Source organism: Maribacter caenipelagi (assembly GCF_004364175.1).
In the GTDB taxonomy this organism is placed as follows: Bacteria; Bacteroidota; Bacteroidia; order Flavobacteriales; family Flavobacteriaceae; genus Maribacter; species Maribacter caenipelagi.
This window is the reverse complement of sequence record NZ_SNZW01000011.1, coordinates 339,750-358,753: the sequence shown is the minus strand read 5'-3', so window position 1 is coordinate 358,753 and position 19,004 is coordinate 339,750. Positions and strand designations below refer to the sequence as shown.

Below are 19,004 nucleotides of genomic sequence, written 5' to 3'. Positions count from 1 at the left end.
AAATATCGAACCAAAAAATATGAAATATTAGTTTGATAACTTTATTAACATTCAAGCACCGTTTTATTGTATAAGTACACTTCAAGCAGATTATATATTTCAGCATAAAAACCATGCTATTTTTGTAAAGGATAGAAAGAAAAATTATTCTAACTTTTAAACTTTTTACTAATACGAGGTGATAAACAGACTTAGTTTACCATTGTCTACATTTCAATAATTTTCTTAAAACTTCTAGCTAATTCTTGAGGCTTTAGATCAATGTTTTATTTAAACTAAAAAGGATGTTCATATTAGGATATTTATCTTTTATACTTAACACAATGATTTTTGTTATAAAATCATAGCGTGAAAGTAATTTCTTACTTTTTTTTACGTTAATACTATGTTCTAATTTATCTTTTCTATAAAATTCTGGGATGTTATATAAGTCACTATTAAGTTTAATTACTATATTCATTGCCTTTGGCACCCCTATAGCACTAAATTCTCAATATTCTGAGCCGCTTACCTTTCAACATATTCAAGAAGGCATGTCTCAAAGTACAGCAACGGTACTTTTAGAAGATAATTTTGGTTTTATTTGGATAGGAACCAGAAATGGGCTGAACAGATATGATGGAAAAGATTTTGAAATCTACACCAAAAGTTTAGATGGAATAACTGGTCTAAAACACGAATATATTGTAGCCTTACATGAAGATGGTCAAAATATTATCATCGGCACAAATGAAGGGTTAAGTCTTTATACTCGTAATTTAAATATTATAACGCCTTACCCGTTTATCAATGAAGGTGAAACCATCAAAGACGAAGTGTTTGAGATTATAGTTAAAAAAGACGGCATACTCTGGTTAGGATCAGAATCAAGTGGTCTCTATACATACGAGCTAGAAACTGGAAAAGTAAAACATCTTTCACCACCTAATGAACACGTAAAAATTGAAAACCCTAGATTTAATAAAGTTGTTAAAGTTGAGATTTTAGATGCTCGCCGTATTCTAGCTGTTTTCACTTATAACGCACTTATATTAAATTATGAGATGGAGATAATTAGTGAAATATTAGAAACAGAAGAGATTATTACCAGCATAAAATCATCAGAAAATACATTTTTACTTGGGTCGGGCATGGGCTCATTATATAAGCTAGCCATAGCTGAAACTTCAATCAACATCACCAAAGAAAAAGATGTTAGCCCCGGTTTTGGCATACGCTCTTTAGAAAGAAACTTAGAAAATGAATTATGGATAGGCACCGAAAATAAAGGTTTATATATTTACAATGAAAATCTAGATTTCATAAGACATATAGAGTACAGTGTTACTAGACCCAATTCCATTTCTGGTAATTCTATATGGGCTTTATTATGTGCTCGAAATGGCACAATGTGGATAGCCCCTTACAAAAGCGGACTAAATTTTTATGATAAAGAATATTATAAATTTAAACATATAAATTCTGACCCATTCAACCCTAAATCGCTTAGTAATAAGTTAGTGAATTGCTTTATCGAAGATGATAAAGGAAATATTTGGATCGGTACAGATGGCGGAGGAATAGATTTCTGGGACCGATCTTCAAATACATTTGACAACTATTCACTAACTAATAAAACATTTGCCAGTGATGTAGTTCTTTCAATACTACAGATTAAAGATGACGAGTTATGGGCGGGAACATGGACAAATGGTATAGCCGTTCTAAATACAAAAACAAAAACAAACAGTGTACTTACTTCAGAGAATTCATTTTTAAAATCAAACATAATAACTGATCTCCTAAAGGATAAAAACGAAAAAATTTGGATTGTAAACTACTTTGCAGGAGTGCAAGTGTATGATCCCAAAACAAAAACTCACCGAGATATAACGCTTAAATCAGAAATTGATGGCAGTATAATTAACTCCATATATCAAATATTTGAAGACAACCAAGGTAATATTTGGGTTGGGACCTTGAACACCGGTTTATTTAAATTGATAGAAAATGGTGACGAATATTCAGCTGTTCATTATCATACCAAAAATTCTTTAAATAATAGTCTTATTAATGCCATAATTCAAGATAAAGAAGAAACTATTTGGGTTGGCACTCAAGGCGGACTTCACAAGTATAATCCACAAACTGATTCGTTTTCAGTGATCTCCAAAAATGATGGTTTAAAAAACGATGCTATAAAAAGTATCATAGATGACCAGAAAAAACATTTGTGGTTAAGCACTGAAGAAGGTATCATTAGATATGATACGAATACCGGAAAAACAATTAATTACGATGTAGGTGACGGTCTTCAGTCTAAAGAATTTATTGCAAGTTCATCCATAACTACAAAAAAAGGCGAATATATATTTGGTGGTATTAACGGCTTTAATATATTTACTGCAAGTGATGTTGAAAAACGAAAAGATACCCTTACCCTCTTTGTTTCTGGATTAAAAATTTTCAATAAACCCGTACTACCTAATGATGATTTTGGAGTATTAGATAAAGATATTAGTCAAGTAGACTCGTTAACCTTTAACTACAACCAATCTGTAATTAATATAGATTTTAAAGCCCTTACTTTTAGACATCCAGAAAGTGTTAATTATGCATTTTACCTTGAAGGTTTTGAAAAAGACTGGAATTATGTCGGTAACAATCCTACAGCAACATACACAAACTTAAATCCTGGAGAATATACATTAAGAATTAAATCTACCAATTCAGACGGAGTTTGGGTCGATAACGAAATAGATCTTTATATTATCGTGACACCACCTTATTGGCAAACTTGGTGGTTTAAAACATTAATTATTGCTCTAGTATTATTGTTATTCTATATAGCGCAACATATTAAACTACAAAATATTAGAAAAAATCAACGAAGACTTGAGTTGAAAGTTGACGAACGTACCAAAGAATTACAATATCAAAAAAATAAACTTGTAGAAGCTGCAGACAACTTAGCATCAAAAAACGAGGAAATTCAACGTTTTACGTTTGCTGTTTCGCATGATTTGAAAAGTCCATTAGGAAATATAAAAGGACTAGCAAGTCTTATACCTTTAGAAGTATCATTAGAAGATCATCCTGGTGTTGCAGAATATTTGGGCCTTATCGATGTTTCGTGTAATAATATGAACGAATTAATCTCTGATATTACTGAAATCGCAAGGTTAGGTAAAATAGATAATAAAAATGAGTTACTGAAAACCAACGAGCTATTAGACTTATCAAGAAATCTAATTAAAAGCAAAATCAAACAACTAAATATAGAACTTACAATAGCTGAAAATATGCCCGATATTTTTGGTGATCGTAATAGAATAATTCAAGTTTTCAGTAATTTCTTAGATAACGCCATTAAGTATATGGGAGACCAAGAAAACCCTAAAATAATCGTATCGTACGAAGATAATGGTCACACCAACAGCTTTATGTTCATTGATAATGGATCAGGTATGGACGAGCGAGCAATGAAAAAATTATTCACCCCCTTTGAACGTTTTCATGATAATGTAAAAGGAACCGGTTTAGGTCTATATATGGTAAAACAAATTGCCACATCTCATGGCGGTACCATTCTCGCAGAATCAGAGGGTAAAGGAAAAGGTGCTACATTTAAACTTGTACTACCGAAGGCTAAAATAGCTGCACAAAATGCAAGAAAATCATTAATGTCTTAAATTCTGAAAAATTAGAAAAAAACCATAATATATAAGCAATTATGCCTCCGGATTTTTATTCCGAATTCTCTTATAAAGCTTTATCCCCAGCATTAAAAGTATCCCTAAAACCACAATACCTATAACTCCAAAAATCCAGTTGAAGGTATGTTTTAATATCACCAAGAAAACTATAGCAAATAGAATAAGGGTAGCGCCTTCGTTCCATATACGCATATAGTTCGATGTATATTGAATATCATCACGTTGAAACTTTTTGAAAATTTGATGGTTCTTTAAATGATAAAGAATCAACAGCAAAACGAAACCTAGTTTTACATGCATCCAAGGCTGCGATAACCAACCCGGGTAAATTATCAGTAACCAAATTGCAAATAATGTTGCCAGTATAGATGAAGGCCAAGTGATGATATACCATAACCGTTTGGTCATCAACTTCAATTGTTTAGAAAGAATTTCTTTTTCAGGTGATGATTTTTGGTTCGCTTCTATATGATAAATGAACAATCTGGGAATATAAAAAAGCCCTGCAAACCATGTTATTACGAAGATGAGATGCAGAGATTTTATATAGTTGTAATATTCTGTCATAATTCGCTTTGTTCTTCAATTAAGTGCAAGTTAACCTTCAAGCACTAAATTATGTCCAAAGTTAGCAAAAGTGAATAGAACTTATTTTATAATCTTATAGCGCCAAGTCCAGCATCCCATAACGTTTTATTATAGGCTGGTATAGCAATGTTGATGAATTGATTGCCTTTGGCTTTTAAACTAGTCCATTGTGCGTCTAATTCAGCCTTACGGTCTTTACTGGCCTCATTTAATCTTGGAATACCACTATTCGTCTGATTGATCATAAATATATATTCGGCAGAAAATTTATTAGGAAAATTTTCTACATCATCGTAAGCTTGCGATTTACGCTGTACCATATCACCATCCCAAGCTTTCATGTCTGCCAATAATTTTTCACCGGCTGATTTCGCAGTAGTGTCGGTTACCTTTTTTAAGACTTCAGATAGGTTCTTTTGAGCAGCATATAACTGATTGACCATATTGTGCATTTCGGTCAACTCTGCCTCTGCCGTAGTCATAAAAGCATCATACTCTTCATACTGACCTGGCTTTGTTTCATAGGTAGGCACCTCATTAATTGTACCTGTAGTAGAAACAGTTTGCCCATCAACCGTTAGTTTAAAAGTATATGTACCAGGAGATACTTTATGTCCGCTGAAACCTGCTTCAATATACACTCCTGGTATACCTGACATAATTGGGTATTTCATATCCCAAACAAAACGGTTTAGCCCTTGATTCTTATTTAAAATCGGTGCCGGTGGAGCACCACCACCATTATGAGGTATATAATCTAAATCTTTTTCTGAACTGATAGTTCTAATCACCTTCCCTTTAGCATCAGAAATTTCTAAAGTTATAGCAGTACTATCTTTTAATTTAGGAAGTTCATAATATAGTACTACTCCGTTTGCAGGATTAATACCTTCAAAAGCATCGCTACCGGTAAATTTATCAGAATTACCACTCAACGGACTACCCCAAGAACCATTATATGCGTCTTTAGGTTTCAAAATTTGGAGTCCCGTTTTAGAAGGTTGGTATTGCCCAAGAGCAACAACATCATCAAGAATCCAAAATGAACGACCAGAAGTCGCTACTACCATATCGCCTTTATGCATTTTTAAATCTGTAATTGGTGTTTTAGGTAAATTCAATTGAAAAGGTTCCCAAGATTTACCACCATTCCATGAGGCATAGATTCCCTTTTCAGTACCTGCATATAGCAAATCTTTCTTAAACTCATCTTCGCGAACTACACGGGTAAAAGCACCATAAGGAATACCTGAATTAATAGCCGTCCAGGTTTTACCATAATCGGTTGTCTTATAAAAACCAGGAGTGTAATCGTTGAACTTATATCTTGTTGTAGCAATATAAGCGGTGGCAGGATCATGCGGGGAAACCTCAATTGCATTGATCAAACATTCATTTAACCCTTTAGGCGTTACATTTTCCCAAGTTTCACCTCCGTTTTTAGTTAAGTGCACCAATCCATCATCACTACCCGTCCAAATATATCCTTTTTCATGTGGCGATTCTAAAATGTAAGCAAGCGTACCGTAGTTTTCTGCCCCAACTGCTTCATTAGTATACGGTCCGCCACCATTGCCTTGTTTAGCATCGATATCTCGGGTAAGATCATCAGAGATTTTATCCCAAGTAAGACCCATATCTCGAGTTCTAAATACATATTGCGCACCGTGGTAAAATGTGCCTAATTCATGTGTAGATGCTATAATTGGAGCGTTCCAATTAAACAGATATCTCATGTCTCTAGCTTCGCGACCTAAATATTGAATAGGCGCTTGCATGATTTGAGTAGCCGCTTTAGACTCCATATCCATCACCTCAACAGTTCCCAAGTACTGACCACCCATTACATACCTTGGGTTATTTGGATCAAATGCTAAAAATGCACTTTCACCACCTGCAGAATCCGTCCAATCTCTAGTAGTAATACTTCCGCTACCTGTAGATAGACTTGTAATTTTTACCGATCTGTTATCTTGTTGACCTCCATAAATATTATATGGAAATAAATTATCTACGCTAATACGATAAAACTGTGCAGTAGGCATATTGCTTTGTGTAGACCATGTTTTACCATAATCAAAAGAAACAGAAGCACCCCCATCGTCTGCTAAAACCATATTTTTAGAATTTGCAGGATTTATCCATAAATCGTGCGTATCGCCATGGGCCACCTCAACAACTTCCCATGTTTTACCACCATCTTCAGAACGTAAAGCAGGCGCACTCAATACATAAACAGTATCTTCATCATTAGGGTCTACAAAAACCTCAATATAGTACCAAGCACGTTGTACTAAACGATTGTCACCACTAACCATGGTCCAAGATTCACCAGCATCGTTAGAAACGAATAAACCGCCTTTATCGGCATTAGAATCACTTTCAATAAGTGCATAAACTTTGTCAGAATTTGACGGACTCACAGCTATCGCCATTTTTCCTTTTTCTTCCGGTAGACCCTTATGAATTTTTTTCCAAGTATCTCCTGCATCTGTAGATTTGTATAATCCGCTACCTGCACCTCCACTTATTACCATATTCGGCTTACGTTGATGCTCCCACATTGCAGCATACATAATTTCAGGATAATTGGCATCCATAGAAAGTTCAGAAGCACCAGTTAAATTATTAACGAAAAGCGTGTTTTTCCAAGTCTTACCCCCATCAACAGATTTATAGATACCACGTTCTGCATTACCTTCAAAAAGAGCACCCTGCGCAGCCACATAAACAATATCAGGATTTGTAGGATGTATAATGATTCTTGAAATATGCTGGGTTTTTTCAAGTCCCATTTTCTTCCAAGTTTTACCCGCATCAGTAGACTTATATACTCCGTCACCGTAAGATGTCATTACACCACGTGGTGCATGTTCTCCCATACCTACATAAACGATGTTCGGGTTAGATGCCGATACCGAAACAGCCCCTACCGACCCTAATTCAAAATAGCCATCTGAAATATTCTCCCAACGTTGCCCTGCAGATTCTGTTTTCCAAACTCCGCCGCCTGTAGTTCCCATATAATACGTCATAGGGTCACCAATAACTCCCGTAGCTGTTACCGAACGACCACCTCTGAACGGACCAATATTCCTGAATTTTAAGGGTTCAAAATAATCATTGGCTGTCTGCGCAAAAGTTATGGTGGCTGTGAGTACCAGCATAATAAAGAGTAGTTGTTTTTTCATGATAGTTTGTTTGGATGTTGTTTTGGTATTTATATTGTCTATTAGAGTGGTTTTTTGGAGTAAAACATATAGAAAAACTGTATCAAGAACCCTTTATACATAAAAGGTTTCTCGATACAAATTTTTTCATACTTCAAAAATTCACTCGAAATGACAAAACTGTACGCTACTTACTTTCATCAATGAACAAGTAATTCAATTGAAGCTCGTTAAATCCTTTATTAAACTCTTGAAGCTCTGATGATATTACATTATTAAAAATTTCAAGCTCTTTATTGATCTTAGCTGTCAACTCGTTCTTCACGGCAACATCTTGCTCCGTTGGCGGAAAGTCACCAATTGAAACCAAGCTATTTAAATGACCCAATTTATTAGTCAATTTAATAGGGAAGTTCAAAGGGTCTTGACCACTTCTGTTTTGAGTTTGGTACAATGCTTTTTCTACTTCACCCAATTTCTCTTTCATAGCCTTAGCTTTTACCACCAAGTCTTTAGTTCTAGCATCATCTTTATATTGCTCCGTGAAAGAATTCAACTGCTTTGTCACATTTCTAATCTTCTTTATAGATTGATGTGCATTTTCGATGGTAGTATTGATATCGGTAATAAAATCGAATTGTTTTTGCATTTCTGCCACCGAACTCTCTGCTCTTGGGTCTGGTAAAATGGTAAAGTTTTCACTACTATTATTTCCATTTACATTCAAGTGCACTTTATAATTACCAGGTACCGCTTTGGCACCGTCAAAACTAGCCCACCAGAAAATCATTCCTTCTAGTTTTTCAGCTCCTTTACCGCGGGTATCCCAAACAAAAGTATTACCTCCTTTTTTAGCTTCTAACTTTTTGTCTTTTTTCTTGGCAGAAGTACTATAATTTGCCAATGTATCACCAGCCATACTTGTATACGTTAACTGAACCGTGTCTTTTTCAGAATAGTTCTTCAATAGAAAATGGGTAATGACACCGTTCTCCAGATTTTGACCTGAAGTTTTTGATGGCTTCTTAGCTGCCCTACCTTTTGTACGGTACGAATCTTTTGGCTTGAACAATACGGTACTTGCACTTTTTTTGTTTTCATCTAATTGATGCAACACCGTTAAATCATCTATTATCCAAAGGCTTCTACCTTGCGTTGCCACTATTAGATTATCATCTTTAATAGTCAAATCTGTAATTGGCACAATTGGTAAATTGATTTGAAAAGGAGACCAACTGGCACCGTCATTAAAAGAAACGTACATGCCTGTTTCGGTACCGGCATACAATAAACCTTTCTTTTTAGGATCTTCTCGAACTACTCTAGTAAAATGTTCAGAAGGGATACCGTTGGTTATTTTCGTCCATGTTTTGCCATAATCGGTAGTTTTGTATAAATACGGCTGAAAATCACCTAGTTTATATCTAGTAGCCGCTACATAGCATGTACCCTCGTCAAAATTGGAAGGCTCGATGCTATTTATCATATTCCACTCTGGCATATTAGACGGAGTAACATTTTCCCATGTTGCACCGGCATCTTTAGAAACATGAATTAATCCGTCATCACTACCTACCCATAACAGACCTTCTTTTAACGGACTCTCATTAGCTGCAAAAATGGTACAGTAATATTCTACACTGGTATTATCTTGGGTAATTGGACCACCACTAGAACCCAGTTTTGTTGGGTCGTTTCTTGTTAAATCACCACTTAATACTTCCCAACTTTGACCTTCATTCTCCGTTACATGTACATAGTTTGAAAATGTATATAATTTCTTCGGATTATGTCTACTGAATAGAATGGGGAAATTCCACTGAAAACGATATTTCATTGCTTCTGCACCAGCACCCATTGGGTTGTCTGGCCAAACGTTTATACCTCTAACCGTTTTCTTCTTGTGATTAACGCGAGTTAAAAATCCGTCATAACTACCACCATACACAATATCATTATCTTTTGGGTCCACAGCTATCCAAGCAGATTCCCCACCAGCAGTTTCTTCCCAATTACTATCATCGATTGTTCTACCATCACTTCGATGTTCTATACGTAAGGTAGAATTATCTTGTTGTGCTACATAAATTCTGTACGGGAAAGAGTTATCCGTCGTAACACGATAAAATTGAGCAGTAGGCTGATTGTAATACGTACTCCAAGTTTCACCACCATCGTACGAAATTTGAGCACCACCATCATCGCCAATAATCATACGTTGCGAATCTTCTGGAGAGATCCATAAGTCATGATGATCACCATGCGGTGCGTTGAACGTATTGAATGTTTTACCGCCGTCGGTCGACTTGTGGTAGTTTACGTTCAATACATAAACCACGTCTTCATCTTGAGTGTCAGCATAAACTCTAGTGTAATACCAAGCACGTTGGCGAATTTTACGTTCTTCATTTACAACAGACCATGTTTTACCACCATCTTCTGAACGATATAAACCGCCTTTTTCTTTATTCTCTACGATTGCCCAAACCTTTTCAGAGTTTTTTGGCGATACCGTTACACCAATAATACCCAAAGTATCTGTAGGGAATCCTTCATTCTTAGAAATCTCTGTCCAGGTTTCACCACTATCCATACTTTTCCAAAGTGCAGAACCGTCACCACCACTTATTAAACTGTATGGCGTACGCTGTGCATGCCATGTAGAAGCATACAGAATTCTAGGATTATTTGGGTCGAAAGTCAAATCTACTGCACCAGCCTGTTCATTTACAAACAGCACCTGCTTCCAATTCTTACCACCATCGGTACTTTTATAGATTCCGCGGTCTTTAGTTGGTTTATAAATATCACCAAGTACAGCCGCATAAACCGTATTATAATCAGTTGGGTGCACACGAAGTCTAGGTACATGCCTGCTTTTTTCTAAACCTGCTGAAGCCCAAGTTTTACCAGCATCTTCTGTTTTCCATACTCCATAACCAGACGAAACATTTCCTCTCAAGGTCTTTTCACCACCACCCACATAAATTACATTGGGATCACTTTTTGCAACCTCAACGGCACCTATACTTCCACCGAAATATCCATCAGATATATTATCCCAAGTACGTCCTCCATCTAAGGTTTTCCATACTCCGCCACCAGCTGCGCCGAAATAAAACAAATTAGGTTCGCCAGGCACACCCGTAACTGCTGCAGAACGACCACCACGAAAAGGTCCGATTAATCTATAGTCTAAACTGGAGTATAATTCTTCAGGATATGTCGGTGCGGTATTTTGAGCTTTGCTCTTTCTTTGAGATAATAAAGATAACGGTAATAGGAAACATGCCAGCATGAGAATGCCAGCATTGGTAAGGTGCTTTTTCATTTTGATAGTTTGATATTAGTCTTCTCTAAAATTAAACATTTTGTAGTGTAAATGTTGATTTTAAGATTTTATTAGCATTTCTAAACTAGCATAATTATCAAATTGAGAATCAGTAGAGTATTTCAATATTTAATTCTCAGTAGTATTTGATAATTCTAGTTATACAGAACAAACTAGAGAATCATTCTTCAAGTAAATATTTCTTCAACATATTCAACAGAAAATACTAATTATTTAAAGTATTCATATATTTAAGCCAACAAACTAACAATTATGAAATTTAGATCGTTATTATTTTCGGTATCATTAATTGCTATCCTTTTTAACGGGTTGGCTGTTAACTCGATAAATGCCCAAACACAAGATTTTTTATACGGAGACCAAATGCCCGATGCACCTGAATTAAGTGCTAGAGGCGAATATAAAATCGGCGTACAAACGGTAAACCTTGTGAATCCGAATCAAGTTGATATTTTAAATTCAAAAGAAGGTAAAGACCCAAGTTATGACAGACCTATAACTATAGAAGTTTGGTATCCTGCAAGTGTAGCTGATGATGCAAAAACCGTTGTTTATGACGAAGTAATGGGCACAAGAGGAGATTCGCTAAGACCGTTAACACCTTTTACGTTTAAAGGAAGAGCTTACAGAGATGCCGAAGCATTACAGGGCAATAAATTTCCGTTGGTCGTAGTATCTCATGGCTATGTAGGGTCACGTTTTTTAATGACCTACCTAACGGAGAATTTAGCCTCGAAAGGATATATTGTGGCGGCAATTGATCATACAGATTCCACCTTTAAAGATGCCAATGCATTTCAAAGTACGCTTTTGAACAGACCAAAAGATATTCGTTTTGTAATCAATGAAATGGAAAAATTAGGAGCTAAAGGTTCTAAGAATATGGTTGAAGGACTAGTTGATGCCAGTAACACAGCCATAATAGGGTATTCTATGGGAGGATACGGTGTATTAAATGTTGGCGGAGCCGGATATAGCGAAGGTTTAGGTCAATTTTTTACAGGTATGACAGGTGGTAGTACTGCAATTGCAGTGAATACAGCAGGAAATGCCGAATATCAGAAAATGGCAGATTCTAGAATTAAAGCAATAGTTGCCTTTGCCCCATGGGGAATGGAACGTGGTGTTTGGGATGCAGAAGGATTGAAAGGATTAAAGACCCCCATTTTCTTTGTTGCCGGAAGCCAAGATGATATTTCAGGATATGAAAAAGGAATCAAAGCAATTTACGAAGGTGCGGTACATGCAGATCGTTACTTGCTAACGTACGAAAATGCAAGACATAATGTAGCCCCTAATCCTCCACCGGCAGAAGCTTTAGCACCAGGTTTACATATTGATGAATATTATAGATACGCAGAGCCATCATGGGATCAACGTAAAATAAACAACATAAATCAGCACTTTGTAACAGCATTTATCGGCAAGCATCTTAAAAACCAAGACAATGCTCAATTTTTAGATGTACAAGAAAATTCAAATGGAAAAGACTGGCCAGGATTTAAACCAAGATCGTCTACAGGTATGGAGTTGTTACATGCGGCACCAACTAACTAATAGTTAACCTTTGAAACTTTAATAGCATTTTCCTTAAGTAGTTTTATATAGGTATTTTGATTGCTTATAAATTCTTTGAGTTTCCATGCTAATAGAAATATAGCAACGGCAATTAATAGTGATAAAATAAAATTCATAACAATATTCTTTAGTGTTTCTAAAGCTACTTACGGAAAATGTTTTTTGAGGTTTGGTTTTTAGAAAGATTAGACCAAATTGGTATTGATCTCTTTTCTTAAGTAATACCCGGTAACAATTGTAGCAAGTACATCTGCAATGGGGAAGGAAATCCACACTCCTAATTCACCAAGATAATTAGGTAATATTAAAATTAATGGAATAAAGAAAAATCCCTGTCGGCACAATGTCAGTAATAGCGCTGGAACAGCCTTACCTATAGCTTGAAAATAAGCGGCACCAATAAGTTGAAGTGCAATAATCGGTGTAGCGGCAAATACCCAACGCATTGCAGATGGTGTATTTTCTAGAACAAAGGCATTCGTAGCAAGTTCTAACGTACTCATATTCTGTTTATCACTTAAAAAGAGACCCGCGATTTCTGCTGGAAAAATCATGAGTCCGGTAAAAACTATTGTAGCTAATAGTGCCGCAAATTTTATGGCGGTATAAATTGATTCTTTTACCCTATCATATTTTTTAGCTCCGTAGTTAAATCCTGCAATAGGTAAGAAACCTTGTGTGACACCGAATACGGGGAAAAGAGCAAACATCAACATTCTACCTATTATAGCATAAACGGCCACCATAGCTTCGCCTCCCAAATCAAATAGAATATTGTTCATCAGTAAATAGATGATACTTACCACCGCCTGACGAGATAGTGTCACTACACCTAGCGAGCTAATTTCTTTTATAATTGAAAAATCGATACTAAAATATGGTGCACTCAGTTTTAATTCTGAATTCTTAGAGAGAAAAAAGTAAAGGATATAACTAAAACATAAAAAATAACTGATCGTTGTTGCCCAGGCGGCACCTTCCATACCATAATCTAAGACATTGATTAGTAAATAATCTAAGAACAAATTCCCAATTGACGGAATTATCATGGCGATCATAGCAAACTTTGGTTTGCCTTCTGCTCTAATTACAGTATTACCCATCATATTAAGTGCCAAAAACGGCACACCATACAACACAATAACATAGTAAATCTTTGCAAGCTCGAAAATGGAGCCTTTACCCCCAAAAGCAGGTATCAGGGTATCTACGTATGTTAGCCCCACTGCAACCATAGCTACAGTAATCAGAATGGTAAAAGAAATTTGATTTCCAAACGTGCGTAGTGCCTTTTCTTTATTATTAGCACCTAATGCACGAGAAATAATACTCGCACCGCCAATACCGATTGCCATACCTAAAGCACCTATAAAAAAGGAAATAGGTAGTACAACATTTATTGCCGCAATGGCAATAGAGCCAATCCAATTACCCACAAAAATAGAATCTACCAGAACATTCAACGACATGACCAGTATGCCTATACTAGCAGGTAGCGCCTGTTTTATAAGCAAACTTGATATAGAATCCGTGCCCAGTTGTTCTGCGGAAACGTTTGCCATTGGTGTGGTTTTGAATTAGTATACCATCTTAGATGATAATGTTAAACTGTAATCTCTTTATTTTGCTGAATTGCCTTTGCTATATGGTCCCATAGGTTAATGCGCTGTTGCAATGCTTTTTCTGAACATTCTAGAACATCATGCCATTTTACGGCATCATCTCCGCATAATTCTTGAATCATTTTTAGTGAAAGCGGACCATGTTCATCTCCATCTAATTCAATATGTCTTCTTAGGTAATATTCCAATTTCGGATATGCATCTTTACCTGCACTGCCCACAATTTTCAAGAACATATCAGGTATCAAATCTTCTCTACCAAAAGTAAAAGCGGCAGCAATCTTATGTGGTTCTTGAGTTTGAATCGTTTCAAAAGTGAATCTTAAAAATGATTTCACGGCAGGGTTCAAATCTGAATTTTCAATTGTTTTTAAAACGCTATTTAACTCAGTAATTCCGGCTAAAAAACCTGTCATTTTACTTGTATCGGCACCAACTTCGAGCATGGCATCTAAATACATTTCATAATGACTTTTTAAAACTCCCAATTCATTACGATCCGTTTCTTCCTCAAGAACAATCTCATTAATAAACCGTGCAGTATTTGTATTGGAAACGGGTTTCCAAGGTAATGAAGTACAAGTAAGATTAATTTGTAATGCTTTTAATAAAGACATAAAATCCCAGACCGCAAATACATGGTTTTCCATGAATATTTGAATATCTGCAACAGATGTAAGCTCCCCATAAAGCTCATGACTTCTTAACTGTACTCTTAATGGTTCTAATATAGATTCTATTTCTTCGATTTTCATAGCAGCGATTTTCTAAGAATTATAAACTTTTTATGTGCTCGGTACTACATCTAACTTATCGGTAGTTTGCCAATCATTCACCCATTTCGCCATTACCTTCACCCAAGTATCATTATCGTTCATACATGGTATATGCTTGTATTCTTCACCACCGGCCTCTATAAACTGCTCTTTACCTTCCATCGCAATTTCTTCCAATGTTTCTAGACAATCACTCACAAATGCGGGCGTAATAACAGCTAATTTCTTCTTGCCTTCTTTCGCTAATCGCTCAAATTCATAATCGGTGTAGGGTTTCAACCATGGATCACCTGCCAAACGCGATTGAAACGAAGAACTCACCTGCTCTTCTTTTAAACCTAAATATGCTTTGACCATTTCAGTGGTATCATAAACTTGATGTCTATAACAGGTATTATGCGCAACAGAATTCACGTTACAACACGTACCGTCTATTTTACAATGAAAACTAGTAGGATCACTTTTACGAATATGACGTTCAGGTATACCATGATATGAAAATAAAATATGGTCATAGTCAAAACCTTCTAATCCGTCTTTTATACTCTCTGAAAGCGCTTTAATAAACTCCGGATGCTTATAAAAAGCAGGTAACGTAGTAATTTTCATCTCAGGAAAACCTGCTTTTTGCTCTTCTAACACTTTTACAACTACCGTCTCAAAGCTAGACATTGCATAATGTGGATAAAGCGGAACTAAAAGAACATCATCAACTCCCTTCTCTTTCAGTTCTTGCATTGCCTTTTTAATGGACATAGTTCCATAACGCATACCTAAAGCCACCGGCATTTCGGTCTGTGTTTTTAATTTATTGGAGAATCGCTCAGATATTACGACTAACGGAGAACCTTCTTCCCACCATATTTTAGCATACGCCTCAGCAGATTTTTTTGGTCGAGTCTGTAAAATAATTCCTCTAACCAAAATAGTTCTTAACCATTTGGGAGCGTCAATTACACGCTCATCCATTAAAAATTCATCTAAATACGGCTTAACATCTTTTGCGGTAGGACTTTCTGGAGAACCCAAATTGACCAATAATACTCCTTTCATAGCGTATGTGTTTGTTATTCGATTGCAAAAATAACACTTGCAAATCGATGATAATTTAATTTTGGGCAATAGTTTTTCTATACTCTTATAAAGCAATCTAATAACTAGCCAATTAATTTTTAGTGCTGTTTAATTTTAGTAAGTTGTAATTCGTCAAAAACAATAACCTATTTAAGAATGAACACTTTTTTTGATAACGTGCCTAAAAGTTCACTTTACTTCTTTTTAGCTACTACCATAGGTATTTTGATTGCCTATTGGTTGGTTTCATATTTCATAAAAAAATATGGGAAGGATCCCAAATACCTTTTGCCCAGTGGGGCCTTTAAAAAAATTAGCCGCCCAATTCTATTTATTTTCCTTTCTATATTAATTCGCTCGCAGTCATTACGGGAACTGTTACATGTTGAACATCATGAATATTGGTTTAAAAAAACGAGTACAATTCTATTTATAGTTTCGGTAACCTGGTTATTACTGAACTTATTGAAAATAGCGAAAACGGTAATCGTTAAAAATTATGATGTCAATGTTGCCAATAACCTAAAAGCCCGTCAAATATACACGCAGTTCAATATTCTTGAACGTATTTTCATGATTACCATAATCATATTAGCAGCTGGTGCAGTGCTTATGAGTTTTGAGAGTATTAGAGAATTGGGGGTCAGTATTTTTGCATCTGCAGGTGTAGCAGGTATTATCATTGGTTTCTCTGCACAAAAAATGATTGCAACGGTATTGGCAGGTATTCAAATTGCCATTGCCCAACCTATAAAAATAGATGATGTAGTTATTGTAGAAGGCGAATGGGGGCGTATTGAAGAAATAACCTTGACCTATGTTGTGGTAAAGATTTGGGATAAACGAAGACTTATTGTACCGACACCATATTTTATTGATAAGCCATTTCAAAATTGGACAAAAACCTCATCTGATATTCTCGGAACAGTTTTTCTATATACCGACTACAATGTATCATTTGATGCACTTCGCGAAGAGTTGACTAAAATTTTAAAGAGTACAGACCTTTGGGATAAAGAAGTTAATGTACTTCAAGTAACCGAAAGCAAGCAAAACTGTGTAGAAATTAGAGCCTTAATGAGCGCCAAAGACTCACCAACCTCTTGGGATTTACGTGTGTTGGTTCGCGAGAAACTAATTATATTTTTACAGCAAAACTACCCGGAGAGTATTGCTAGAAATAGGGTTTTGTTGGAAAAGTCTATGGATGAAAATAACAATTCATAATTTAGCTTTATGAAACATGTATTTCTATTTCTTTTTTTCTTTGGATGGTTAACATCTATCTCCTCCCAACAAATAACCTGCTCGCCAAAAGACAGAGCTGCCGTAGAAAGCAAACTAGTTGAAATCGACGGAATGTTTCAGGGTGATTTTGGCGAAACCATGGTAAGCGTTGGTAAGTCATTTATGAAGACTCCGTATGTTGCCAAAACCCTGGAGATTGGCGATACAGAAACCTTGGTCGTAAATCTACAAGGCTTAGATTGCACCACTTTTGTAGAAAACGTGCTTGCTTTTTCCCTTTTACTCCGTCAACAAGAAATGTCTTTTGATGACTACTTAAAAAATCTAGAGACCATAAGATACAAAGACGGCACTTTAGATGGCTATGCTTCTCGCCTGCACTATTTCTCTGAATGGATTGCCAACAATGCCGAGAAAGGATTACTTAAAGATATAACCGGTGAAATTGGCGGTGAAGAAATTACCAAGGATATCAATTTTATGAGTACCCACCGCGATTTATATCCGTTTTTGGCAGATGATGTCAATTACTCGAAAATTAAGGCTTCAGAAAACTATTTGAACAACCAGGCTATTTGTGTACTGGCACAAGATGACATCTCCAAAAATGAGCATTTGATTCAATCTGGAGATATCATTGCATTGGCTACATCTATTAATGGCTTAGATGTCACCCATACCGGAATTGCTACGCGAGAAAAAGACGGCAGAATTCATTTACTACATGCCTCGACCGGATCAATGGAAGTTGAAGTGTCTAAATTACCGCTAGCAGATTACCTAAAAAACATAAAGAGCAACACAGGTATTATGGTTGCCAGACCGCTATAAATTCTAACTTCCTGAAAGTGCCAATAAATATTTCTTTGGTGTCGTATTATACTTTTTCTTAAACGCCGCAATGAAATGACTGGAGGTACTATACCCTACTTTGAGTCCGATTTCATTGACATTATACTGACCGGTTTCTAAAAGTCTTTTGGCGTAATCCATCTTATGATCAAATAAAAAACTGTAGACCGAATCGCCATAAATTTGCTTAAAACCTTCCTTTAGGCGTTTTAAGCTTAATCCTATTTCACTTGACAGCTCTGCCAAAGTTGGTGGCTCTGCCATATTAGCTAAAATAATTTCCTTGGCTTTCTTAATCTTCTTTACATTTTCTTCATCTGCTAGATACGGGCATTGTTCAATATCTGCATTGGGGCTTCTATTAAAGTATAAAGCTATTAATTCATAAATTTTACCTTTTACGTAAAGCGATTTTATAGATGGGTGCAGGTTATAGTTTACAATCTGACTCAAAATAACGGCTATCGAAGGTGAAAATGGTTCTTGAGAATAATATTTTTTCTCCTTATTATCTGAACTCAAAAACGGAATATAATCTGCCTCTGCAGTGAATAAAGAATGAAACTTTCGCAAGGTCATCACCACAGAAACCAACGATGATTTTGGGCTAAGACTTAAATTCAAAGGCAAGTCTAACTGCGTGTTATACAGCAACAAAGAATTCTCTTCTTTGACATCTAAACTATAGTTACCTTGATTGAAGTTATAGCTACCACTGCCCTTTAAACAAAAATGAATCTGAATAAATCGTTTATTGATTTCACGGGTATAATGCACCACGTTATCCTCTTCATTCTGAAATTTGAGCACGTAAAATCCGTCTTCAATTAAAACTTCGTCGTATGACCCTTCAGCGTTACTTTTTAACTCCATTTTCTTAAATCGATTTTATATCTATTTAGAAAGCATCTAAATAAAATAGTCCTTATTCATTCAAACCACTATAAAATTATGGCTAATAAACTGATATTTATCATATTTTGACCAAAAATTCGGCAGACGATACTATTTGTACCGCTAGCGTTGTTTTTATTGAATGGATGCTCATA

Annotated in this window: 11 protein-coding genes; 4 read left to right on the top strand and 7 right to left on the bottom strand. The window is 35.8% G+C overall.

The genetic code is table 11. From position 1 onward, the window contains the following. Positions 1–419: 419 nt before the first annotated feature. Positions 420–3,671: a ligand-binding sensor domain-containing protein gene (locus DFQ03_RS02370; RefSeq protein WP_133671426.1), complete on the top strand. Its 3,252-nt coding sequence runs from the start codon at positions 420–422 to the stop codon at positions 3,669–3,671. A gap of 39 nt (positions 3,672–3,710) precedes the next feature. Here the strand turns inward: DFQ03_RS02370 and DFQ03_RS02365 are convergent, their stop codons facing one another. From DFQ03_RS02365 to DFQ03_RS02355, 3 genes are all read right to left on the bottom strand, one after another. After that, a complete protein-coding gene (locus DFQ03_RS02365; protein WP_133671425.1) occupies positions 3,711–4,262 on the bottom strand; it encodes a CopD family protein in 552 nt (183 codons plus the stop codon). 86 nt (positions 4,263–4,348) lie between these two features. Next, positions 4,349–7,474, bottom strand: coding sequence for a VPS10 domain-containing protein (locus DFQ03_RS02360; protein ID WP_133671424.1), 3,126 nt, complete (start codon positions 7,472–7,474; stop codon positions 4,349–4,351). 166 nt (positions 7,475–7,640) lie between these two features. Continuing rightward, positions 7,641–10,784 (bottom strand): VPS10 domain-containing protein, encoded by a 3,144-nt coding sequence (locus DFQ03_RS02355; RefSeq protein ID WP_133671423.1) that lies wholly within the window; start codon positions 10,782–10,784, stop codon positions 7,641–7,643. 273 nt (positions 10,785–11,057) lie between these two features. Between DFQ03_RS02355 and DFQ03_RS02350 the strand changes: the two genes are divergently transcribed. Next, positions 11,058–12,362: an alpha/beta hydrolase family protein gene (locus DFQ03_RS02350; RefSeq protein WP_133671422.1), complete on the top strand. Its 1,305-nt coding sequence runs from the start codon at positions 11,058–11,060 to the stop codon at positions 12,360–12,362. 206 nt (positions 12,363–12,568) lie between these two features. Here DFQ03_RS02350 and DFQ03_RS02345 read toward each other — a convergent pair whose 3' ends face one another. The 3 genes from DFQ03_RS02345 to hemH are packed head-to-tail and all read right to left on the bottom strand — an operon-like array spanning position 12,569 to position 15,834. Further along, a complete protein-coding gene (locus DFQ03_RS02345) occupies positions 12,569–13,945 on the bottom strand; it encodes an MATE family efflux transporter (RefSeq protein ID WP_133671421.1) in 1,377 nt (458 codons plus the stop codon). 41 nt (positions 13,946–13,986) lie between these two features. Further along, a complete protein-coding gene (locus DFQ03_RS02340; protein ID WP_133671420.1) occupies positions 13,987–14,760 on the bottom strand; it encodes a DUF3050 domain-containing protein in 774 nt (257 codons plus the stop codon). 30 nt (positions 14,761–14,790) lie between these two features. Next, on the bottom strand, positions 14,791–15,834 hold the full coding sequence (hemH, locus tag DFQ03_RS02335) for a ferrochelatase (RefSeq protein WP_133671419.1): 1,044 nt from the start codon (positions 15,832–15,834) through the stop codon (positions 14,791–14,793). A 177-nt stretch (positions 15,835–16,011) separates the two neighbouring features. Here hemH and DFQ03_RS02330 point away from each other — a divergent pair, with 177 nt between their 5' ends. Together DFQ03_RS02330 and DFQ03_RS02325 are read left to right on the top strand one after the other, a co-directional pair. Further along, positions 16,012–17,082, top strand: coding sequence for a mechanosensitive ion channel family protein (locus tag DFQ03_RS02330; protein WP_133671418.1), 1,071 nt, complete (start codon positions 16,012–16,014; stop codon positions 17,080–17,082). A 9-nt stretch (positions 17,083–17,091) separates the two neighbouring features. Beyond that, positions 17,092–17,934: an N-acetylmuramoyl-L-alanine amidase-like domain-containing protein gene (locus DFQ03_RS02325; RefSeq protein ID WP_133671417.1), complete on the top strand. Its 843-nt coding sequence runs from the start codon at positions 17,092–17,094 to the stop codon at positions 17,932–17,934. A 3-nt stretch (positions 17,935–17,937) separates the two neighbouring features. On the opposite strand, the gene DFQ03_RS02320 is transcribed toward DFQ03_RS02325, so the two are convergent. Continuing rightward, entirely contained in the window at positions 17,938–18,828 is an 891-nt protein-coding gene (locus DFQ03_RS02320; protein ID WP_133671416.1) for an AraC family transcriptional regulator, read from the bottom strand. Positions 18,829–19,004: the final 176 nt, after the last annotated feature.